Source organism: Hyphococcus flavus (genome assembly GCF_028748065.1).
GTDB classification, from domain to species: domain Bacteria; phylum Pseudomonadota; class Alphaproteobacteria; order Caulobacterales; family Parvularculaceae; genus Hyphococcus; species Hyphococcus flavus.
In genome coordinates, this window is the sequence record NZ_CP118166.1 from 3085463 (window position 1) to 3106882 (window position 21420).

Below are 21420 nucleotides of genomic sequence, written 5' to 3' on the forward strand. Positions count from 1 at the left end.
AGCGACCTATGCTATAGTATTGGCGAAACTGGCGTTTACGCGGATATTCGCCCAGCAGACATGCATTCTGCGCCCAGCCACCTGTCAAATGCTTCTTCAACAGCAGCTTTTTTCATAGGCTTGGAGAGAAAATCGTCCATGCCGGATTGTTTGCAGCGTTCTCGGTCTTCTTCGAGAACGTGTGCTGTAGTCGCAACAATCGGTGTATGTGAAAGGCCGTTATCCCTCTCGTGAAGCCGAATGTTTTTTGCTGCTTCAAAACCGTCCATCACCGGCATTGAAAGGTCCATAAATACAAGCGCCGGCGACCTTTCCTTAAATACAGCCAACGCCTTTTCACCGTTCTCTGCAAGCAGCACCTCATACTGATCTTCATCGATAAATTTCGTCAGGACCATCTGATTAACAATGTTATCTTCAGCTATCAGAACCCTTGTACGATGATCACTGCATTGATGAACTTCTTCATCGACCGGCGTTTCATTATCTCTGATGGTTTTCTGCAATAACTTTGGCGCATCGTCAGCCAATACCTGCGCCAAAGCGTCCATTAATTGCGATGGGCGAACCGGCTTTGATAAATATGCTGCAATATTCGCTTCCTGAGCGCGCTCCGACGTCGTCGCATCATCGATAGATGATAAAATCAGCGCTGGCGTTGAAGCGAATTTGGGGTCCGCCTGAATTCGTTTAGCAAGGGAAACACCGTCTTCGCCGGGCATTTGATAATCTAACAACAACGCATGGTAACGGTCGCTTTCGGACACTGATTTCTCAAGTGCAGCCATCGCGAGCACAGGATCGCCTACAATGGTCGAACGGAATCCCCAAGCGTCTATTAGCTCCTGCAGAACCCGGCGGTTCACAGCATTATCATCAACTGCAAGTATCCTGACGCCGTCAAATGTAGATTTGTCAACGCTAGGCAAAGACGCAATGTTATCATCCACCGGCATTGTCAGTTTGAACCAGAACGTTGAACCTTTGCCGAGCTCGCTCTCGGCTCCGATTTCACCGCCCATTAACTCGACAATATTCTTGCAGATTGAAAGGCCGAGTCCCGTACCGCCGAAACGGCGAGTATGCGAGCCGTCTGCCTGTTCGAATTTTTCGAACATTCGGGGTATTTGTTCAGCAGATATTCCGACACCAGTGTCTTTAACGCTGATATGCAGCGAAACCTCATCACCAGTGCGTTTTCCTGTCACGTCAATTAGTACGTATCCGTGTTCAGTAAACTTGACGGCGTTGCCAATCAAATTGCCCAACACCTGACGAAGCCGGGAGTCATCTCCCACTACCCCCTCGGCAAGATCTGGCGCATATCGAACAATCAGCTCAATATCCTGCTCCAACGCACGCGCCTGCATCATGGTTGCGACTTCATAAACTGTTTGACGCAAGTTGAAGGGACGCGGCGAAAGCCTAAACTTTCCGGCCTCCAGTTTAGCAAAATCAAGAATATCATTTATTACCGTCATCAAGGCATTGCCTGACGAAACAATGATTGAAGCAAGCTCACGCTGGCGTTGGTCTAGACTGGTTCCGGCAAGCACTTCCGCCATACCGAGAACGCCGTTCATTGGCGTTCTAATTTCATGACTCATGGATGCCAGAAATTCAGATTTGGCGACGTTCGCCGCGTCAGCATCCATTCGGGCTTTCATTAGCGGGCGAACGAGAATTCTATGAATGACAAAGCCAAGCACCGCAATCATCAAGACAGCTGCAGCGAGCGTGGCTATCGCAACGGAAGTTCTAAACTCGTAAAGGTTTTGAAATGCGAGCCGCTCATCAACAGAGATGACGAGATACCAGTCAACGGAATTTAATGAGGGTATCCTGTGAAAAGTAACAATCTGGGGACTATCGCCCGAGTCTATATACTGGATATCAGATGAGATGTCCGGTCGCTGACCCGAATATGCGAAGGCAATATCTTTCGACACAAGCTCGCGATTAGGGTGCGCCAGAACCTTCCCTGCACCCGTCACAAGGTAAGCGTATCCAAGACCGCCAAGGTTTGTTTCCTTGAGCATTCCCATAAGCGACTCGGTGGAAAAGTCCGCCCCAACAACACCAAGCAACTCTTTTTGTCTGTAAACAGGCGCCGTTACAGTTATGGTTTCAACATTGGTGCTGATGTCAAAATAGGGTTCAGTCAGCGTACTTTGACGCGCCATCAGTGCGGCTGAGTACCATGGCCGTGTTCGAGGGTCGTAATCACTTGGAAGTTCGTCATCTGCCGGCCACAAATGATAAGCACCGTTAGCCGCACCGAAGTAAGTCCAAATGAACGTGTCTTCATAAATGGGTTTGCTAACATATTCTATGGCGTTCGCGCCATCGAACGAAGTCGAGATTGAATGAGCAAGGTTTTCAGCCAGGCTTATACGGTGCGAAAGCCAGTTATCCGCCCCCCAGGCTGTAGCTTCGCCAAGCGTTTCGAGGTTTTTTTCTAACTCTTTCTGGCGCAAGTCGTATTCTGATTTGTACTGATAGACCGCGAAAATGAGAAATATCGCCAACACGGTCAACGTGCCCGCCGCCAGCGCCATAGCCATCAGCCGCGCACCTGATGGCGTAGAGCGTTCTGCATCCAAACTTTTGATGACTTTCATTGCGCCCAGTGGTGTTTTGTTATCCCTTGAACCGCAACGCTAAACTCGTTTGGTTAACAGGCCCTTCAAACCCTGGCGGCTAACTGCCGAGACAGAGTTCAGGCGGATATTATCCTGCAGGCTAAAAAGGCCTATGCTGGAATCTGTCAGGGTCTGCCGGTGACCCATAGTTTTTACAGAAGCACGGCCCCAGACGAATTTGACGCGCCAACCGATTGAAAAGAATAGTTTTTTCAGCGCTTGCAGTTCTTACGCCTTTCCTCTATAGACCGCCGCTCAATCAGGAATTCCGCGCCGCCGCGCGGGCCGTCATCAGGCTCGCCGCAGCGGCGGTTTTTGCATGAAGGACGCCGAAAACCATGGCCGAGACGGACATTTTTTATTGTGAGCCCCGCGAAAAAACGGGCACAGGCGGCGCCAGAGCTGCAAGACGGGCGCAATGGGTGCCGGGCGTGCTTTACGGCGGCGGCGCCGATCCGGTGGCGATCCAGTTAAAAAAGAACGAAGTTGAGAAGGCCTTCAAAAACGGCCGGCTTCGCTCCCACCTCGCCAAGATCGATGTTCCTGGCGAAGATGGTCAACAGCCAGTCATCGCTCGAGACGTGCAGATTCACCCGGTCAAAGGCCTCCCGGTTCATGTCGACCTTATGCGAGTCGACGAAAAGACACGCCTCGACGTTGCCGTTCCTGTTCGCTTCATTAACGAAGAAAAATCGCCTGGCCTGAAAAAAGGCGGCGTTCTTAACGTTGTCCGGCACGCGGTTGAGGTTTACGCACCAGCCACAGCCATTCCGGAAGTATTCGAGCTTGACGTTGACGGTCTTGAAGTTGGCGACAGCATCCATGCTTCTGCTATTAAATTACCTGACGGGGTGACCCACGTCATCACTGATCGTGATTTTACCATTGCCACAATCGCTGCTCCATCCGCCCTTCGTTCAGCGGACGAGGAAGCAGAAGCTGCCGAGGCCGATGCAGAATCTGAAAGTGATGAGGCTGGCGATGCGGAAAATGAAGCAGAAGATAAAGAAGAGTAACACCCTCTTCTTTGTCTGATCCGTTTGCTACTGACGCCTATGGAGCGCATCCATGCTGCTGCTTGTGGGGCTTGGAAATCCGGGCGAAAAATATGCCCGTCATCGGCACAATGTTGGATTCATGGCGGCGGATGCCATAGCTGACGCTCACGGTTTCGACGCGCAAAAATCAAAGTTTCGGGGTGAATTGCGGGAGGGGTTTCTTGCTGGGCCCGCTGGCCGCACGAAAGCGCTTATACTCAAACCGCAAACCTATATGAACGAATCCGGGCGTTCTGTGGGCGAAGCCTTGCGGTTTTACAAGTTACCGCCCGAAGACGTTTTTGTGTTTTACGATGAGTTGGACCTCGCGCCCGGAAAGCTGCGCGTGAAAACAGGCGGCGGCGCGGCGGGACACAATGGTATCAGGTCAATAGAAGCTCATATTGGCAATGAATTTCACCGCATCAGAATTGGCATAGGGCATCCGGGAGACAAGTCCCGAGTTACAGGCCATGTTTTAGGTGACTTCGCAAAAACTGATTATGAATGGTTATCTCCAATGCTTGATGCGATCGCACAAGCAGCGCCTCTGCTCTCAGACGAAAACTCAAACAAATTTGCAAGCTCAGTCGCCCAAAACCTAGTTCCCAACAGATCGGAACCGGCAAAAGCCGAGAATTCAACAACCGGTACTAACACTGCAAGCGCTCGCGTTACGGACGAAAAAACAACAAAGAACCCTTTTGCCGACGCGCTTCAGAATCTTTTACGCGGCAAAGAATAGAAAGATAAGTTGATGGGTTTCAAATGCGGAATTGTCGGCCTTCCAAACGTTGGAAAGTCAACACTGTTTAACGCACTGACGAAAACAGCGGCGGCGCAAGCAGCCAATTACCCTTTCTGCACAATTGAACCAAACGTCGGAGATGTTGCTGTTCCTGAACCACGTTTGAGCAAACTCGCTGAAATCGCAACATCGGCAGAAATCATTCCTGCACGCATGCAGTTTGTTGATATCGCTGGTCTTGTGAAAGGCGCATCAAAGGGCGAAGGTCTCGGCAACCAGTTTCTTGCAAATATTCGCGAGGTGGACGCGGTTGTATACGTTTTGCGATGTTTTGATGACGACGACATCACCCACGTGGCTGGCAAGATCGACCCTATTGCTGACTTTGATGTTGTTGAAACAGAACTCATGCTCGCAGATCTCGAAAGCCTCGAAAAGCGCCGCATCAACACAGAAAAAAAAGCAAAGGGTCAGGATAAAGAAGCGAAAGCCACACTTGCCTTGATAGACAAAGCTCTGGTGGAGTTGCGGGAAGGACGCCCTGCCCGTCACGCAGAAGTTGAAGAAGACGAGAAAAAAGGCTGGGCTGAGCTACAGCTCCTGACATCGAAACCAATTCTTTTCGTCGCCAACGTCGACGAAGAATCGGCTGCGGAAGGCAACGAATACTCAAAATTGGTTGAGCAACGCGCGCAGGAAGAAATGGCGGCCGCGATTGTTATATCCGCCAAAATTGAATCGGAACTCGCTCAACTTTCCGATACCGAACAAGCCGAGTTTCTCGAAACGATCGGACTGGAAGAGCCAGGCCTTAACCGGCTGATAAGAACTGGTTACGACCTTCTTAACTTGCAAACATACTTTACGGCGGGACCGAAGGAAGCGCGCGCATGGACTGTTCGCCGGGGTGCTTCAGCACCTCAGGCAGCAGGCGTCATTCATACGGATTTTGAAAAGGGCTTTATCCGTGCCGAAACGATTTCCTATGACGACTACGTCGGTTTAGGCGGCGAGCTTGCAGCCAAAGAGGCGGGAAAGATGCGCCTGGAAGGCAAAGACTACGTTGTTCAGGACGGAGATGTCATGCACTTCCGCTTTAACAACTAATCAGGCCTCACACCCTCAAGACTTTGTTTAGCTTTGTTTTACGCGTGATTAAGCTTAACATTGTATCTTTAATTCTATGAACGCGCCATTAGATACACACCGTCGCCGAGCACGCCGTCATGATGCTGCTCTGATTGTGCGTTTCTCAATTAATGGCGGCGCTGAACAAACCAGCGAGACGCTAAACTTCACATCCAAGAGCCTTGCAGTCAGAAGCGCTTGCAGTGCTAGAAAGGGTGACTTTGTCAGTGTCCGCTTCGGGCTCTTGCCGTCCATTTCAGGCGAAGTCGTTCGAGTTTTTCCAGAAGGTTTTGCAGTGATCCTTAGCGAGGAGTCATTGGAACTCCTTGCACAAACCGCTAACGACCCAGCAATGGATGCAGCAGCGGATTTCACTGAAGCGTCTTCAGAAAATAATGTTTTAAGTCCTTATATTCGGGCAAATTCGACCATAGAAGCACGCATCCGGTTGAGCACAGCACCGGAACAAAACAAGATGTCCCGACGTCATTATCTGACGTTGATCACTGCAGACGCGACACCGTTGGCGAATGTCGGCAGTATTTGGTTGAAATCCAATCAGACACGTTGGAGCTCACGTGCATTGCAATTCAAACGTCATGGCGACCGCGGCTATGCGCTCATCGGAATGAATGACTGGCAACTGCACATGGCGGCAGCGTACGGCCTAACGATTGGAATCATAAACTCAGCGATGGAAGATTGGTCCTTCGCTATTGACGCTGAACCGTTTGCCGATCACCTCTATGCTTTAGAGCCCAACGAATTCGCCATTAGCGCTTAAGAAAGCGGCCCGCGACAGCATCCAGCTTTTTCAAAGCCGCTGACGAGCGCGCCGAAGGCGGCGTTATGACCGCCATATCGAGCATTTTTTCAACGCCGGATGGCGAAGGAGTTCTCTCCGGCCCGAGGCGGACGGCAATATTTTCTATCAGTTTTGCAGCGTTGTCTTTATTGGCTTTGATCGTTTCGAGAACTTTAGCCACCTCCACCGCACCTTCACTTTCATTCCAGCAATCGTAATCAGTCACCATGGCGGCGATTGCATACGGCAACTCTGCCTCTCGAGCCAGTTTCGCTTCAGGCATCGCAGTCATACCTATCACATCACACCCCCAGGACTTGTACAGGTTAGATTCAGCCCGTGAAGAAAACTGCGGCCCATCAATGCAGATATATGTTCCGCCGTGGCTGTTCGGGATAGAAAGTTCAGAGCAAGAAATTTCTAACGCTTCAGCAAGCGCCGGACAAACGGGATCCGCCATGGAAACATGCGCAACAAAGCCAGATTCGAAAAAACTTTTCTCCCGGCCGCCTGTCCGGTCGATAAATTGATCGGCAATTACAAACATTCCGGGAGGCAGCGCCTCCTTAAATGAACCGCACGCCGAAAGCGAAATCAGGTCTGTCACGCCTGCCCGTTTCAGCGCATCAATATTCGCGCGATAGTTCACTTGGTGTGGCGGAATTGCGTGTCCATTGCCATGCCGCGCAAGAAACACGAGATCGACATCGGCAATTGTTCCTTTGACTAGGCTGTCAGACGGCTTGCCCCATGGCGTCTCGACTTCGACACGCTGGACGGCATCTAGCGCCTCAATCGCGTAAATGCCTGAACCGCCGATAATTCCTATTACGCGTTTGTTCTGAACCATATTTAGCTATTCCAATTGAAAAAAACCGGCGCCGCAGTGTGCTGCCGCGCCGGTTCTATCGCAACTCGTAATCTTGTGATCAGGCCGTTAGTGCTGATCTGACCAGACTTGGCGATAAGACCAGTAGAGGATGCCCGCTAGAATGATCAGGTAAATGATCGACATAACGCCCAACGCCTTGCGCTGTTCCATTTTAGGCTCTGCGGCCCACATCAGGAATTCAACGACGTCCTTGGCATACTGCTCGGTGGTCTGCGGGCTATCGTCACCATACTCGATAATCCCGTCTGCTAAAGGCGGAGCCATTGCAAGTACGCCGCCGAGCGGAACCTCGACGCCTTCAACGGCGTGTCCGTCATGCATGTATTCCGGCTTCATGTTTTGAGACATATCGCCCGGGAAATAAGGATTGTAGTACTGGCCAGGTGCGATCTGAACCGTCGATGGCGCATCTTCGTAGCCCGTAAGTAGCGCATAGAGATAGTCTGGGCCTGCGTGGCGCGCCTTGGTGATCAACGACAGGTCGGGCGGTACTGCATTGTTATTGGCCAGCCGCGCAATAGCATCGTTGGCATAGGGGCCGGGAATGCGGTCAGACGGCAACGCCGGACGCTGAAACATTTCACCAGTGTCATCCGGACCATCAGTCACTTGAAATTTATAATTAGCCGCCAGCGCTTTAACGACCGGATTATCGTTCGGGTTGGAGCAGTCAATATTTTCCGGAATACCGGCTGGGCAACTATCGAGATAGAACGGCCCGCTCTGTTGGCCGAGATTTCGGAACGAGACGAGATCAAGGCTATGGCACTGCGAACAGACGGCTTCATAGACCTGATAGCCGCGCTGAAGCGCATTCTGGTCAAAGCTGCCGAATGGACCGTTAAAGTGCCAATCCTCTTTGTGAGGATGTTTCGCTTTGCCTGAGGCGGCATCCGCAGCGGTGGTTGCAGCCAGAGCCGCTGCAAAGCTGATAAAGGCGACGCGGGCGATTGATTTTATCGTCATCATGGGTCTTACTCCGCCGGCGCAACAGCGCCAGGCGCTTCAGAAGTTTCAGCTTTCGATGATTTTTTCAGCACCGACTCGGCGATCGATTTAGGCAGCGGTTTGGGCGTTTCGAGAATTCCGAGCAAGGGCAGAATGATCAGGAAGAACCCGAAATAATAAGCGGTAGCGATCTGTGCGAACATCACATAGCTGCCTTCCGCTGGCTTGCCGCCAAGGTAGCCAAGAGCGATACATGCGATCACAAACAAGAAGAACCACATACGCGCCACTGGACGATAACGCATGGAGCGCACCTTCGACGTGTCGAGCCACGGCAAGACAAACAAGATCAGGATCGAGGAGAACATAGCGATGACGCCGCCGAGTTTCGACGAGATCGGGCCGATGTCGAAAGTGACAGCGCGCAGGATCGCGTAGAACGGCAGGAAGTACCATTCGGGTACGATCGACGCAGGCGTCGAAAGCGGGTTTGCCTCAATATAGTTATCCGGGTGACCAAGACCGCTCGGATTAAAAAAGACAAACATCGCGAACAGGATAAGGAAGACGACAATCGCAAAACCGTCTTTCACCGTATAATAGGGATGGAAAGGCACAGCGTCTTTCTTAACGTCTTTGATCTCAACACCTGACGGGTTGTTGTTTCCACTCGTGTGGAAAGCCCAGATGTGCAGCGCCACAACACCGAAGATCGCGAACGGCAACAAATAGTGCAACGAGAAGAAACGGTTCAGCGTCGGGTTATCAACGGAAAAACCGCCCCATAACAGTGTCCGGATATCCTCGCCGATCAGCGGGATCGCCGAGAACAGGTTTGTGATAACCGTCGCACCCCAATAGGACATCTGCCCCCATGGCAAAACGTAACCCATGAACGCTGTCGCCATCATCAGAAGGAAAATCACAACGCCCAGCATCCAGACAACTTCACGTGGCTCTTTATAGGAGCCGTAATAAAGACCACGGAACATGTGGATATAGACAGCAAGAAAGAACATGGACGCGCCGTTAGCGTGAATGTAACGCATCAACCAGCCGTAATTCACATCGCGCATGATATGTTCGACACTGGCGAACGCCAGATCCGTGTGCGGCGTATAGTGCATGGCGAGCACGATCCCAGTGATAATCTGGATGACGAGACACACGGCCAGGATCGCACCGAACGTCCACCAGTAATTCAGGTTCTTCGGCGTCGGAAAGTCCATGAAATCGGCGCCAAACCGAACGATCGGCAGCCGCTTGTCCAACCATTTTTCGATGCCGGTGGACGGATTGTAATTAGAAGGATGGCTCATTTGTTCTTCTACTCCTAACCAATCTTGACGACGGTGTCGGTGATGAACTCATACGGTGGAACATCGAGGTTCTGCGGCGCCGGTCCTTTCCGGATACGGCCAGCAAGATCGTAGTGCGATCCGTGACACGGGCAGAACCAGCCGTTGTATTCACCGCGGTTCTCACCAGCGGTCGTTCCAAGCGGAATACAGCCGAGGTGTGTGCAAACGCCCACCAAGATCAGCCATTCAGGTTTTGCTTCGCCGCTTGCCCCGGTGGTAAGATTAGCGTCGGTCGCATCGGCGCTCCCCGACAGGTTCGCGTTTCGCGCAACCGGGTCTTTCAGAGCCGACAGCGGCGTTGCCTCAGCCTCGCCGATTTCCTCAGCCGTTCGGTGCCGGATAAAGACCGGCTTGCCCTGCCACATAACCTTGATGGCTTGGCCCGCCGGCACGGCGGTGAGGTCCACTTCTTTTGTGGAAAGCGCCAGAACCGAAGCGTCAGGGTTCATCTGGTGCACCAGCGGCCAGAGCACGGCGCCAGCGCCGGCGGCGGCAGTCGCTGCGCCAAAGATATGAATAAAATCACGGCGGGTCGGTTCGCCGTCTTCCGTCACGTCTGATGTGGTCATGGCTGGTCTTCGCCCTTGGAAATTGCGCCCTAAACGAGAAGAATCGCGGGGCTGTTTGTCATGTTCTATGTACAAAGTCTAGGCGGCGAAGCGCTGCGGCCTAGCGTCGCTGGATGGGCGGGACATCTATCGAAAACTGTGTAAAAACAGCCCCATGCGCTTGGCCCTGTATCAGCCGGATATCCCCCAGAATGTAGGCGCGGCGATTCGCGCCGCCGCATGCTTCGGTGCGGCGCTCGATGTGATCGAGCCTTGCGGGTTTCCCTTGAATGCGCGCGAGGTCCGACGGGTGGCTATGGACTACGGCAATGGCGCCTCCCCCAGGGCTCATGCGGGTTGGGCGTCGTTTCTGGATACTCTAGGCGCTGCGCGGCTCATTCTGCTGACGACGGCTGCGAAACATTCGATCTGGGAGTTTGAATTCAGGCAGGACGATACCCTGCTCATGGGACGGGAAAGCGCCGGCGCGCCGGACGAGATTCATAGCGCCGCCCATGCCCGCCTCAGGATTCCCTTGGCGCCCGGCGCGCGCTCCCTCAATGTTCATGTGGCAGCGGCCGTGGCGCTCGCCGAGGCGCGACGGCAAATTGGGTGGGGCTAGTCATGACCAAAGAAAAAGAAAAGCCGCCGATAGAACCGTTTAAATCTTATGTGCGCGGCCTGGCTGTCCCGGGAATAATCATACTGGGGTGCGCCGTTATTGGCGCGATTATTTCCATTTTGAACGGAAACACAGCCCCGTCTCAGATTTGGGGGGCGGTAAAATTTGGCGGGTTCATTGGGTTTTTTATTTCAATGGTTGGGGTTTTCGAAATGGCGGCAGCGCTTTTGTTCGCAGATCGTCGATTGATGAATGGCGTTTACATGACGCTCGGTTATCTAACAGTCTGGTCTATTACCGCCTACGCGCTGGGAATCTTTGACGGCAATGATGCTTCCTTTTTCGATTTGATAGAATCCAAAGAAGATGAATGACGCCGAATGAATGCTGAAGCGCAAAAAACGAAGGCAAAATCGTGGTTCGAGAAACTGCGCGACGATTTATGCGCTGCGTTCGAACATATTGAGGACGCCGCCGGCCCGCTTTACGATGGAATGCCCGCAGGGCGCTTTGAGAAAACACCGTGGCGGCGCGGCGATGGCTCGAAGGACGAAGGCGGCGGCGTTATGGGCATGCTCCACGGACGCGTTTTCGAAAAAGCCGGAATCCATACATCGACCGTTTACGGAGAGTTTTCCGAAGAATTCCGGAATCAGATTCCCGGCGCTGAAGAAGACCCGCGTTTTTGGGCGTCTGGCATTTCCCTGATCGCGCATCCGCGCAATCCGCATGTGCCGGCAGCGCACATGAACACGCGAATGATTGTCACGACAAAATGGTGGTTCGGCGGCGGTGGCGATCTCAACCCCATGCATCCAGACTACCGCTCCGAAACCCATGAAGACACCCTCGCCTTTCTTACCGCCATGCAAGCCGCATGCGCTGCTCATGACCAATCTTACTTTTCAAAGTTCAAGAAATGGTGTGACGAATATTTCTGGCTGCCTCACCGCAATGAACCGCGCGGCGTCGGCGGTATCTTCTATGATCGCCACAACACAGGCGATTGGGAGAAAGACTTCAACTTCACGCAGGACGTCGGCAAGGCGTTTCTCGATATTTACCCTAAACTCGTCGCCAAACGCAGGGATCAGCCATGGTCGGACGACGACCGTGAAAAGCAGTTGATTCAGCGCGGACGTTACGCCGAGTTCAACCTGCTTTATGATCGCGGCACAACATTCGGCCTAAAAACCGGCGGCAATGTGAATTCGATTCTTTCCTCACTCCCGCCCGAAGCGAAGTGGCCGTAAGGAAGCTGGATGCGTTTCGCTTCAGAAGTCACTAGAAGAATCTTAACTGGCTTGTTCGCGCTCGCCATCTCGGTCTTCAGTGTATCAATGTCGGCGCTTGCTGCCGGCGCCATCAATGTAGGCGTGCAGCTTGAACCTCCCAATCTCGATCCGACCAGCGGTGCGGCAGCAGCCATTGACGAGATTGTCTACGTGAATGTGTTCGAGGGACTAACGCGCATCAATGAAGACGGGTCGGTTTCACCACACTTGGCGACTGACTGGACCATTTCAGGCAACGGCCTCGTTTATGAGTTCATGCTCCGCGAAAATGTTACTTTCCACGATGGTACCGCTTTCGATGCCAATGACGTTGTCTTTTCGCTAAACAGAGCGAAGGCGCCATCATCGACAAACGCTCAGCGGCCGATCTTTGAACAAGTCGATAAAGTTGAGGCTATCGCCACTAATGCAGTCCGTATTACCTTGAAAGAACCTCTTGGCGCGTTGCCTGTCTATCTCGGCTGGGGCGACGCCGTTATCGTCGCTCCGGAAAGCGCGGCTAATAACGCATCCAATCCGATTGGCACTGGTCCTTACAAGTTCCAGCGATGGCGAAAGGGCGCATCCGTCACACTCAACAGGAACGCAAATTACTGGGGCGCGCACACACCCCTAGATCAGATAAATTTTATTTTCATCCCTGACCCGACAGCCGCTTTCGCCTCACTGATGGCGGGGGATGTCGATGGTTTTCCAAATTATCCCGCCGCGGAAAACTTAGGGCTTATTGAACGCGATGACCGGTTCAAGATCATCACCGGCACAGGCGAAGGGGAGATGATCCTCGCTATCAATAATGGCAAGGCGCCCTTCAACGACATACGCGTTCGCCGAGCACTGACTTACGCTATCGACAAGCAAGCGGTTATTGACGCCGGGCTGTTCGGCTATGGAACGCCCATTGGCAGTCACTTTCCACCGCACCACCCATCTTATATCGATCTGTCGGGCCGCTATCTTTACGATCCAGACGAAGCAAAACGCTTGTTGAGGGAAGCTGGTTTCTCAAATGGACTTAACGTCACCCTCACACTTCCGCCGCCGGCGTATGCCCGACGCGGCGGTGAAGTCATCGCGGCGCAATTGGAAGCTGTCGGCCTAAATGTAACCATCCGAAATATGGAATGGGCTCAATGGCTCGATCAGGTGTTTTCCAACAAAAATTATGACCTCACCATCGTTTCGCATACCGAACCTCTCGACATCGATATTTATGCTCGGGACAATTATTATTTTCAGTACAAGAATGACGACTTTAACTCGACAATCACCAAACTACGCGGAGCGGCAAATAAAGCTCAACGCGATGCGCTTTTCAAAAAGGCGCAACAAATTCTTGCCGATGATGCTGTCAATGTATTCATCGCATCCACACCAAAGATTGCCGTGTGGTCCAAAAATGTTGAACATGTATGGGCGAACGCGCCTTTGCAGGCAAATGACCTGACCAAAGCCGATGTTATCGGAAGGCCTCCGCTGACTACGCAAAATTCCACAAAAGCTTCTCTTCCACTTTGGCCGTTATTTGTTTTTGCCGTCACCACATTTGTTATCGTCGCCGTCTATGCGCGGGCAAGCCCGGCTTTTCTGGCTGCTCGTATTTTTTCCATGATCGGCACGTTGTTTCTCGCTTCGCTTTTCATCTTTCTTTTGATTGAAGTCGCTCCGGGTGATCCCGCCTCATTCATGATGGGGCTAAACGCCGACCCGGCAGCACTCGCTGCTTTAAAATCAGAGCTCGGCTTGGATAAGCCGCTGCCAATACGTTATGTCAGTTGGATTGGCGGTATAATTACCGGCGATTTTGGCATCAGCTATACCTATCGCATCCCAGTGACTGAACTACTCGCGGAACGGATATGGGTTTCGTTACCGCTTGCATTATTCGCCTTCGCAATTTCGACGGTCATCGGCTTGCCGGCTGGTCTCTTCGCCGCATCATTACGGAAAAAGCTTTCTGGCAAAGCGATCTTCGGCGCGGCGCAGGCAGGCGTAGCTATTCCGAATTTCTGGCTCGCGATCCTGCTTGTGCTGTTTTTTGCCGTTACGTTGCAATGGTTTTCCGCTGGCGGCTTTCCTGGGTGGGATGCTGGCTTTTTACCAGCCATGAAGGCACTTTTACTTCCCGCAATCGCGCTCGCTTTACCTCAAGCAGCCATCCTGACCCAGATTATGCGTTCAGCAACTATTGAAACACTGCGTGAAGATTATATTCGCACGGCGCGCGCCAAAGGTTTGAACAATGAGACCGTGTTACGAAAACACGCCATGCGCAACGCAATGATTCCGGTGCTAACGATCCTCGGTCTTCAATTTTCCTTTCTGCTCGCGGGCAGCGTCATCATCGAGAATGTGTTTTACCTTCCCGGTATTGGCAGACTTGTATTTCAAAGCATTGCGCAAAGAGATTTGATTGTCGTTGAAAGTATTGTCTTGGTGCTAGTATTTTCTGTTGTGATCGTCGCGTTCCTTATCGATCTTGCTTACGCCATTGTTGACCCGCGCCTGCGCCGACAAGGAGCAAGGTCTTGAAACGGACCTCGCCGCAGCCATACGATAGCTTAGGCACAGCCTCTATTGCTGGGCTCGTCATCGTTGGCGCCTTTACAGCTGCTGCCCTTCTTTCATTTTTTTGGACACCCTATGATGTCTCTCACATTGAGACATCGGACCGCTTTACGCCGCCTTCACTTCAACACTTGTTTGGAACCAACCATTTGGGCCGCGATGTATTCTCCATGATAATGGTTGGTGCGCGCATGTCGATCATGGTCGCTTTTTTTGCTGTCGGTATTGGCATGCTAATTGGCGCACCGTTAGGTCTGCTCGCTTCAGGCGCGCGTGGCGTCGCAGAAGATGCTGTCATGCGATTAAGCGATATCGTTTTTGCATTCCCGGCCCTTGTTCTCGCTATTCTCATAGCAGCGGTCTATGGGCCCGGAGCTATGAACGCCATTATCGCTATCGGAGTTTTTAATATCCCCGTGTTCGCACGGGTTGCGCGCGGCGCCGCATTGCCGATTTGGACTCATGGGTACATCATGAGCGCTAAAACAGCAGGCAAAAATAAATGGCGGATTTCATTTGAACATGTTTTACCGAACATCGCGCCGGCCTTGATCGTTCAAGCAACCGTGCAGTTTTCCCTTGCCGTACTCGCCGAGGCTGGTCTTTCCTATGTTGGCCTTGGGGTTCAACCACCAACTCCGAGTTGGGGGCGAATGCTTGCAGAAAGTCAAACTATGGTCAGCTTCGCGCCATGGCTTGCTATCTTTCCCGGGCTTGCAATTTTTCTGTTTGTATTTGGGTTAAACCTGTCAGGCGATGCAATGCGAAGACGATTGAATCCTCATGAGAGGATGCGACGACTATGAGCTGCGTCTTGGCAATTGAAAATCTGTCGCTGCAACTCGGTGGAAGGCGTGTTCTAGAAGATGTTAGCTTAACTCTGCAGTCCGGTGAGGTCACGGCGCTTATCGGTCGTTCCGGTTCCGGTAAATCCATGACAGCGCTTGCTATAATGGGGCTCGCTCCTGGCGACGCGCATATTTCCGGAGCCATCAAACTTGATGACGTTGACTTATTAAAGATGGATCAGAAGTCGCTTTGCGCTGTGCGGGGCGCTAAGGTTGGCATGGTCTTTCAGGAGCCGATGACGGCGCTCAATCCCTTACATACTATTGCCGCGCAGGTGGCGGAAGTTTTTCTCACGCATGAGAATACATCTCGAGAGGATGCCTATAACAAAGCGCGCAATACGCTAACTCGCGTTGGCCTAGACCCGAATATCATTCCTCACGACCGGTTTCCGCATCAGCTTTCCGGCGGACAGCGCCAGCGCGCGGTTATCGCAATGGCCATCGCCATGAAACCGAAAGTGTTGATCGCCGACGAGCCCACGACTGCGCTCGATGTGACAACTCAGGCACATATTTTAGATCTCTTGCGCCATCTTGCCAAAGTCGAAGGTATGGCGCTGTTGTTGATCACGCATGATCTCGCGGTAGTTTCCAATATCGCTGACAACATCGCTGTTATTAAAGACGGTTCAATTATCGACTATGGCCATGCAGATCGCTTCTATAGCCGTGAAGCTGATTCAAGATCTCGCGAATATCTTCCCGCACGGGTTGTTCGCAATAAACGAAAGTTATGTGAAGAAACAGTTCTTTCTACCCAAAACATTATTTGCGAATATGCACAAAGGCCGCATTCCTTGTTATCGAGGCCGACAAAATTTCGCGCTGTAGAGAACGTTTCATTTGAGCTGAAGAAAGGTGAAAACCTTGGGCTCGTCGGAGAATCGGGATGCGGAAAATCGACATTGGCGCAAGCGTTATTGGGCCTTGTTCCTTTGGCCGATGGGGGCATTGCTTTAGCAAAAGAGAAATTTCCAACTAAGGACGCTGCAGCTATGCGGCGCTTGCGACGCAAAATTCAGATTGTATTTCAAGACCCTTATTCGAGCTTCAATCCGCGACAACATATTATCGATATCATCGCCGAACCTTTTCATCTTCACGACCAGAAACTTAGCGCGTATGAAAAACGGTCACGTGTTTGCGCGCTTCTCCAAAGCGTCGGACTTTCTGAAAACGACGCTGACAAATACCCGCATCAATTCTCCGGCGGCCAGCGGCAACGCATTGCCACAGCACGCGCTTTAGCGACAGAACCTGATATTATAGTTCTCGACGAAGCGACATCCGCACTGGACGTCGTATCGCGCAATCGCATCCTCGCTTTGCTTGAAAAATTATCTGAGGAACGCGGTGTTTCCTTATTGCTGATCACGCATGATTTATCCGTTATCCGCGACATAGCCGATCGAGTGATGATCATGCGCGCCGGACGGATTATCGAAACAGGGCAAACCCGTGCTATATTCGAAGCGCCTCGAGAGCCTTACACTAAAGCCCTGATTGAAGCAGCCCCAGCAATAAAGTGGCGTGATACTGGTAGCGGAGAAGAATATGTCTGAACCAAAACTGCAACCAGGCTCCAAAAACCTGATTACCGATATCTCTCACCTTACAGTAGGGAACGCCACGGACGAAAAAGCTCAAACCGGTGTAACCGTGCTTCGTTGTACTGACAGTTTCGTCAGCGCAGTTGATATTCGCGGCGGCGCGCCGGGTACGCGTGAAACAGATGTTCTCTCGCCGGAAAACCTTGTCGGCCGCACTGACGCAATTGTCTTAACGGGCGGATCGGTATTCGGTCTGGCGGCGGCGGATGGCGTCACTGCCGTTTTGTCTTACGATAATGTGGGGTTGAAGTTAGGGGACAAAGGTCCCGCTATTCCCATCGTCCCGGCGGCGGTGCTGCACGATCTCAATAATGACGGCGATAAAAATTGGGGTAATACACCGCCCTACCGCACCCTAGGTGCAGAAGCAGCAAAAGCTGCCAAGGTGGATTTCAATATTGGTGCTGTCGGTGCTGGCTGTGGAGCCATGGCGGGGACTTTGAAAGGCGGAATCGGCTCCGCCTCAATCACGCTTGAAAATGGCGTTATCGTTGGCGCGCTTGTAGCGGTTAACCCTGTAGGTTCTGTCGTCATGTCCGATGGAAAAACGTTTTACGCATGGCCATGGGAACTAAATGGTGAGTTTGGAGGTCGAAAGCCGCCGCCATCAGGTGACAGCGTTGACCCGTTCCCCGCGCATTCACGACTTGGCTGGGCACGAGCCGGTGCAAATACGACCATCGCAATCATTGGGGTAAACGCCGATCTTACAAGTGTTGAGGCTAAACGCGTGGCGATGATGGCTCATGACGGTATCGCCCGCGCTATTCGTCCTGCGCATACTGCTTTTGACGGCGATATCGTATTTTCAGTCGCGACAGCGGAGAAAGAGCTTCCGCATGAACCTTCGCCCTTGCGTCATGGTGCGGTCGCCCGGATTGGCGCCGCCGGAGCAGATTGCCTTGCTCGCGCCATAGCGCGCGGAGTTTACGAAGCGCAACGTTAACTTTTGAGCCTATTCGTCAAAACCGGCCTGTTCCTTGTATATATGTTTAACCGCAGGGCGGCCCGTCCCGCTTTGATTTGGCGAACGAGATATGCGCGACGCAATTCTGCTCACATTCACAGCGGCATGCCTTGTCATTGCCTTGCGGCGTCCATTCGCGGGACTCCTGACATGGGCCTGGTTTACCTTAATGACGCCGCATCAGGCCGCATTCGGCGTTTACGGCATCCCGCTCAATGTCATCATCGCTGGCGTCACCATTGCCTCATATATCATATCCGGCGAAGTTACGAAGTTCAGGTTTAACCTGATTACCAGCCTGATCATCCTTTTTGCAGGCTGGTTAACAATAGCCCAGATATTCTCCCTCGATGCAGCAAACTCCGCGCCCTACTTCGACCGGTTTATCAAGACGCTGTTGTTCATCATTCTTTGCGCGCAGATGGCGTCAGGAAAATTGCGGTTCAACGCGCTCGTTTGGACTGTTGTAGCTTCGATTGGTTTTTTCGCCGCCAAAGGCGCTGCGTTCACCATGGCGACGCTCGGGCAGTATCGCGTACAGGGCCTGGAGAACACCGTACTTGAAGACAATAATCACTTCGGTATCGCGGTCGCATCTATTCTGCCGCTCATATTATATTTGCGTGCCGAAGCGGCAAATCCATGGATTAAACGCGGGCTTCTGGCGCTTTTTTGTCTGTCAATCATCGCTATTGTCGGCACTCACTCACGCGGAGCGTTTATAGCGCTTGTGTTTTTTGGCGGGTTTTTCTGGATGCGCGCAAAACACAAATTCACAATTCTGGCAGGGCTTTTGTTGCTTTTGGCGCCAACGATCGCATTCATGCCAGGCAAATGGTCTGAACGCATGATGACGATTGGCGAGGCGACACAAGATGATTCCTTTATGGGTCGCGTCGATGCCTGGGTCATAAACTGGAAACTGGCGCAGGCCCATCCTGCAACCGGTGCAGGGCTTCGCAATTCTTATCAAAAGGAGGTTGCACAATCGGTCGATATTGATCGCGCCGAAACGGCGAAAGCCGCACACAGCATCTACTTCGAGATCCTTGGCGGCTCGGGTTTTATAGGCCTCATCATCTATCTGAGCATATTCGCGTCCGCATTCTTTTCAACCTGGGGAATCTCTTTGTCGCGAAGTAAGCACAGCCTTGAGCCCTGGAAATGGCGGTTTGCATACTACGCGCAAATGTCACTCGTGGTGTTTGCTGTTGGCGGTGCGTCGACTTCCATGGAAATGTGGGATGGCTATCTGATCGTCATTGCCCTGATCGCCGCGTTAACCAACATGACGACGGCAGAAAATAAACCAACAGGGTTTGCCCTCGCCACCGCCAGAGGTCGAAATTGGCGTGGCCGGAAGCGTTTGCAAAAAATATTGAACGATAGTCCCGAAACTACTTAGTCAGAGGCGGCGAAAGCCGCAGCGCCCCCGTTAGCGGTGAGATTCGGTTTCACTTCAGTCTGATTCTCGTGGACTTCGAACTTTTTCGCGCCGTCGCCGATGTCAGGGCACTTGCCGCCGATTTCAACCTGAATTGTGGACTGCTTGATATTGTATTCTTGCTCCAGGAACATCTTGGCTTCTTTAAGAGCCTCGGCTGCATCTTCAGATTCTTTAACGCATGCGTGCAAGGTTAAACGCAATTGCTCGGGTGTGATCTGCGAAATCTGCACCCGATGAACATCGACGATTTTATCGGAAGATAACTTAAGCCCCTCCTTCAATTTCTCAACATCAATTGCAGATGGAGCGCCTTCAAGCAGAATAAACCCTGTTTCACGTACAAGTCGAAATGCAGAAAAGCCAATTAACACGGCTACTGCTATAGATAAGAGCGGGTCAATCGCCATCCAACCTGTAGTGATGATGACGATTGCTGCAATGATCGCTGCTACCGAACCGAGCAGATCACTCATCACATGCAAGAGCGCCCCTCGGACATTCAGGTTTTCTTCGCCACGCCTGTGCAAGATAAAAAATGCGATGGCGTTGGCGAGCAGACCGGCTGCTGCGATCCATAACATCAGACCTGAATCGACCGAGATCGGCTGCATAAAGCGGCGAATTGCTTCGTATACAATCCAGCAGAGCAGAACAGCGAGCAATATACCGTTGACAAAGGCTGCCAGTACCTGGGCCCGCCTGTATCCAAAATGAAGCCGGGAATCGGCAGGACGCGCCGCAAAAAATTGTGCACTTGCAGCAAGCGCCAGCGCCGCCGCGTCAGTAAGCATGTGAGTTGCATCTGCTAGCAGCGCTAAGGAGCCAGCAATGATCCCACCGACCACCTCGACCACCATGAATATGGAAATAACGGCAAAAGCCGCCAGCAGACGGCTGGTGGCTTTGCTGTGAGTTTGATGATGATCCTGATGATTACAGTTAACCATACCCTCGCCAAAAGCGCCGAATTCCATAATGGACGGTACAAAGCGCGCAAACCTTAGTCTGACGGCGTAATCAAGAGCAAGGCGATATCTGTTCCTTTCACAGGAATTTCAACAAATTACCCTGTTGCTTTGACTTCGAGGCGCAAAAAAAGTGACGTGATAACATTTTCATTGCTATTCTTTTTCCGATACCATTTATAGTGATGGCGGCGTGCGTATTACGCGGCAGGAAGGGGCCTGCGGGTTGTCTGGGGCGGATTTTATCTATTTTGGCCTGATGGCCAGCATTGTGGCAGCTGCCATTAGTACGATCGGCATCTTCACGATGTCGATGTTCAGTGGCTGGGCGCAACGCAACGGCGCTATATGCTCAGCTTTCGCCGTCGGCTTGCTAAGCGTCGGCGTCCTCTTTCATCTGATCCCGGAAGCATTGAGTCTTTCCAAGCTCGCACTGAGCTGGGTAGCGGCTGGCTTTATGTTCATGGTGCTGGTCGGCATCGCGGTGCAGACTGCGGTTGACCGACGCCCAGACGGCGCCGCCCTCACCTTCGGTTACGCTTCCATCATTGCCTTGGCGGTTCACTCTTTCCTCGACGGCGGTATATACGCCGCATCGTTTCAGGAAGAAGCTTTTACGGGATGGATGGCCACGGGCGGCCTCTTGTTTCATGAGTTCCCGGAAGGCGTGATCGCATTTGCGTTACTCTCGCAAGCAGGTATCGGCAAGCTACGTTCGCTTGTCCTTGCATTCATTGCCGCTGCGGTAACGACGATTAGTGGCGCAGTGGTTGCGAATATCATTATTGCCGTGTTCGACGGCCTACCCATTGGCGCAATGTTAGGCACCGCTGCTGGCGCTCTTATCTATGTGCTCATTGTCCATTTAGGGCCTCACGCAGCCAAGACGCCAAACAAACGAGGGTATGATATTGCTTCCTTGGGCGTCATTGTTGGAACAGCGGCAATCGTTTTAGAGCGGCTTAGCGGCGTTCATTAATGTAATG

Annotated in this window: 19 protein-coding genes; 13 read left to right on the forward strand and 6 right to left on the reverse strand. The window is 52.2% G+C overall.

The features are described from left to right. Positions 1–35: 35 nt before the first annotated feature. The gene (locus PUV54_RS14820; protein WP_274493059.1) at positions 36–2621 is read right to left on the reverse strand and encodes a response regulator; all 2586 of its coding nucleotides are present in this window, start codon (positions 2619–2621) and stop codon (positions 36–38) included. 359 nt (positions 2622–2980) lie between these two features. On the opposite strand from PUV54_RS14820, the gene PUV54_RS14825 reads away from it, so the two are divergent. From PUV54_RS14825 to PUV54_RS14840, 4 genes are all read left to right on the forward strand, one after another. Further along, positions 2981–3658 carry a 50S ribosomal protein L25/general stress protein Ctc gene (locus tag PUV54_RS14825; protein ID WP_274493060.1) on the forward strand — a complete coding sequence of 226 codons (678 nt, stop codon included), beginning with the start codon at positions 2981–2983 and terminating at the stop codon, positions 3656–3658. A gap of 52 nt (positions 3659–3710) precedes the next feature. Beyond that, entirely contained in the window at positions 3711–4424 is a 714-nt protein-coding gene (gene pth, locus PUV54_RS14830; protein ID WP_274493062.1) for an aminoacyl-tRNA hydrolase, read from the forward strand. A gap of 12 nt (positions 4425–4436) precedes the next feature. Next, the gene (gene ychF / locus PUV54_RS14835) at positions 4437–5534 is read left to right on the forward strand and encodes a redox-regulated ATPase YchF (protein ID WP_274493063.1); all 1098 of its coding nucleotides are present in this window, start codon (positions 4437–4439) and stop codon (positions 5532–5534) included. Between the two features lie 76 nt (positions 5535–5610). Continuing rightward, positions 5611–6339, forward strand: coding sequence for a hypothetical protein (locus PUV54_RS14840; protein WP_274493064.1), 729 nt, complete (start codon positions 5611–5613; stop codon positions 6337–6339). Here PUV54_RS14840 and PUV54_RS14845 read toward each other — a convergent pair. From PUV54_RS14845 to petA, 4 genes are all read right to left on the reverse strand, one after another. Next, entirely contained in the window at positions 6329–7210 is an 882-nt protein-coding gene (locus PUV54_RS14845; protein ID WP_274493066.1) for an S-methyl-5'-thioadenosine phosphorylase, read from the reverse strand. The two genes, PUV54_RS14840 and PUV54_RS14845, sit on opposite strands and share 11 nt — an antisense overlap. Positions 7211–7297: 87 nt before the next feature. Continuing rightward, positions 7298–8221: a cytochrome c1 gene (locus PUV54_RS14850; RefSeq protein ID WP_274493067.1), complete on the reverse strand. Its 924-nt coding sequence runs from the start codon at positions 8219–8221 to the stop codon at positions 7298–7300. Positions 8222–8226: 5 nt separating this feature from the next. Further along, positions 8227–9519, reverse strand: coding sequence for a cytochrome b (locus PUV54_RS14855; protein WP_274493069.1), 1293 nt, complete (start codon positions 9517–9519; stop codon positions 8227–8229). 14 nt (positions 9520–9533) lie between these two features. Next, complete coding sequence (gene petA, locus PUV54_RS14860; RefSeq protein WP_274493070.1) at positions 9534–10130, reverse strand: ubiquinol-cytochrome c reductase iron-sulfur subunit; 597 nt, start codon at positions 10128–10130, stop codon at positions 9534–9536. 154 nt (positions 10131–10284) lie between these two features. Here petA and PUV54_RS14865 point away from each other — a divergent pair, with 154 nt between their 5' ends. From PUV54_RS14865 to PUV54_RS14900, 8 genes are all read left to right on the forward strand, one after another. Continuing rightward, entirely contained in the window at positions 10285–10731 is a 447-nt protein-coding gene (locus tag PUV54_RS14865; RefSeq protein WP_274493071.1) for a tRNA (cytidine(34)-2'-O)-methyltransferase, read from the forward strand. Positions 10732–10733: 2 nt separating this feature from the next. Next, positions 10734–11105, forward strand: a complete 372-nt coding sequence (locus tag PUV54_RS14870) for a hypothetical protein (RefSeq protein ID WP_274493072.1) — start codon at positions 10734–10736, stop codon at positions 11103–11105. A 6-nt stretch (positions 11106–11111) separates the two neighbouring features. Beyond that, complete coding sequence (hemF, locus tag PUV54_RS14875) at positions 11112–11984, forward strand: oxygen-dependent coproporphyrinogen oxidase (protein ID WP_274493073.1); 873 nt, start codon at positions 11112–11114, stop codon at positions 11982–11984. 9 nt (positions 11985–11993) lie between these two features. Further along, the gene (locus tag PUV54_RS14880) at positions 11994–14558 is read left to right on the forward strand and encodes an ABC transporter substrate-binding protein (protein WP_274493075.1); all 2565 of its coding nucleotides are present in this window, start codon (positions 11994–11996) and stop codon (positions 14556–14558) included. Next, a complete protein-coding gene (locus PUV54_RS14885) occupies positions 14555–15400 on the forward strand; it encodes an ABC transporter permease (protein ID WP_274493076.1) in 846 nt (281 codons plus the stop codon). Before PUV54_RS14880 ends, PUV54_RS14885 begins: the two co-directional genes overlap by 4 nt. Further along, positions 15397–17007, forward strand: a complete 1611-nt coding sequence (locus tag PUV54_RS14890) for a dipeptide ABC transporter ATP-binding protein (protein WP_274493077.1) — start codon at positions 15397–15399, stop codon at positions 17005–17007. Before PUV54_RS14885 ends, PUV54_RS14890 begins: the two co-directional genes overlap by 4 nt. Next, positions 17000–18001, forward strand: coding sequence for a P1 family peptidase (locus PUV54_RS14895; protein WP_274493078.1), 1002 nt, complete (start codon positions 17000–17002; stop codon positions 17999–18001). The genes PUV54_RS14890 and PUV54_RS14895 overlap by 8 nt, the downstream gene beginning before the upstream one ends. Positions 18002–18092: 91 nt before the next feature. Next, the gene (locus PUV54_RS14900) at positions 18093–19427 is read left to right on the forward strand and encodes a putative O-glycosylation ligase, exosortase A system-associated (protein ID WP_274493079.1); all 1335 of its coding nucleotides are present in this window, start codon (positions 18093–18095) and stop codon (positions 19425–19427) included. On the opposite strand, the gene PUV54_RS14905 is transcribed toward PUV54_RS14900, so the two are convergent. Beyond that, positions 19424–20443: a cation diffusion facilitator family transporter gene (locus PUV54_RS14905; RefSeq protein WP_274493081.1), complete on the reverse strand. Its 1020-nt coding sequence runs from the start codon at positions 20441–20443 to the stop codon at positions 19424–19426. The two genes, PUV54_RS14900 and PUV54_RS14905, sit on opposite strands and share 4 nt — an antisense overlap. 184 nt (positions 20444–20627) lie before the next feature. Here PUV54_RS14905 and PUV54_RS14910 point away from each other — a divergent pair, with 184 nt between their 5' ends. After that, positions 20628–21413 carry a ZIP family metal transporter gene (locus tag PUV54_RS14910; protein WP_274493082.1) on the forward strand — a complete coding sequence of 262 codons (786 nt, stop codon included), beginning with the start codon at positions 20628–20630 and terminating at the stop codon, positions 21411–21413. Positions 21414–21420 lie beyond the last annotated feature (7 nt).

What these genes read in the sequence shown, in the direction of transcription:
- PUV54_RS14890 (WP_274493077.1), top strand. Translation starts at nt 15,397, where the DNA reads ATGAGCTGCGTCTTGGCAATTGAAAATCTGTCGCTGCAACTCGGTGGA.
- PUV54_RS14850 (WP_274493067.1), bottom strand. Translation starts at nt 8,221, where the DNA reads ATGATGACGATAAAATCAATCGCCCGCGTCGCCTTTATCAGCTTTGCA.
- ychF (WP_274493063.1), top strand. Translation starts at nt 4,437, where the DNA reads ATGGGTTTCAAATGCGGAATTGTCGGCCTTCCAAACGTTGGAAAGTCA.
- PUV54_RS14845 (WP_274493066.1), bottom strand. Translation starts at nt 7,210, where the DNA reads ATGGTTCAGAACAAACGCGTAATAGGAATTATCGGCGGTTCAGGCATT.
- PUV54_RS14900 (WP_274493079.1), top strand. Translation starts at nt 18,093, where the DNA reads ATGCGCGACGCAATTCTGCTCACATTCACAGCGGCATGCCTTGTCATT.
- petA (WP_274493070.1), bottom strand. Translation starts at nt 10,130, where the DNA reads ATGACCACATCAGACGTGACGGAAGACGGCGAACCGACCCGCCGTGAT.
- PUV54_RS14905 (WP_274493081.1), bottom strand. Translation starts at nt 20,443, where the DNA reads ATGGAATTCGGCGCTTTTGGCGAGGGTATGGTTAACTGTAATCATCAG.
- hemF (WP_274493073.1), top strand. Translation starts at nt 11,112, where the DNA reads ATGAATGCTGAAGCGCAAAAAACGAAGGCAAAATCGTGGTTCGAGAAA.
- PUV54_RS14895 (WP_274493078.1), top strand. Translation starts at nt 17,000, where the DNA reads ATGTCTGAACCAAAACTGCAACCAGGCTCCAAAAACCTGATTACCGAT.
- PUV54_RS14825 (WP_274493060.1), top strand. Translation starts at nt 2,981, where the DNA reads ATGGCCGAGACGGACATTTTTTATTGTGAGCCCCGCGAAAAAACGGGC.
- PUV54_RS14870 (WP_274493072.1), top strand. Translation starts at nt 10,734, where the DNA reads ATGACCAAAGAAAAAGAAAAGCCGCCGATAGAACCGTTTAAATCTTAT.
- PUV54_RS14840 (WP_274493064.1), top strand. Translation starts at nt 5,611, where the DNA reads ATGAACGCGCCATTAGATACACACCGTCGCCGAGCACGCCGTCATGAT.
- PUV54_RS14855 (WP_274493069.1), bottom strand. Translation starts at nt 9,519, where the DNA reads ATGAGCCATCCTTCTAATTACAATCCGTCCACCGGCATCGAAAAATGG.
- pth (WP_274493062.1), top strand. Translation starts at nt 3,711, where the DNA reads ATGCTGCTGCTTGTGGGGCTTGGAAATCCGGGCGAAAAATATGCCCGT.
- PUV54_RS14820 (WP_274493059.1), bottom strand. Translation starts at nt 2,621, where the DNA reads ATGAAAGTCATCAAAAGTTTGGATGCAGAACGCTCTACGCCATCAGGT.
- PUV54_RS14865 (WP_274493071.1), top strand. Translation starts at nt 10,285, where the DNA reads ATGCGCTTGGCCCTGTATCAGCCGGATATCCCCCAGAATGTAGGCGCG.
- PUV54_RS14880 (WP_274493075.1), top strand. Translation starts at nt 11,994, where the DNA reads ATGCGTTTCGCTTCAGAAGTCACTAGAAGAATCTTAACTGGCTTGTTC.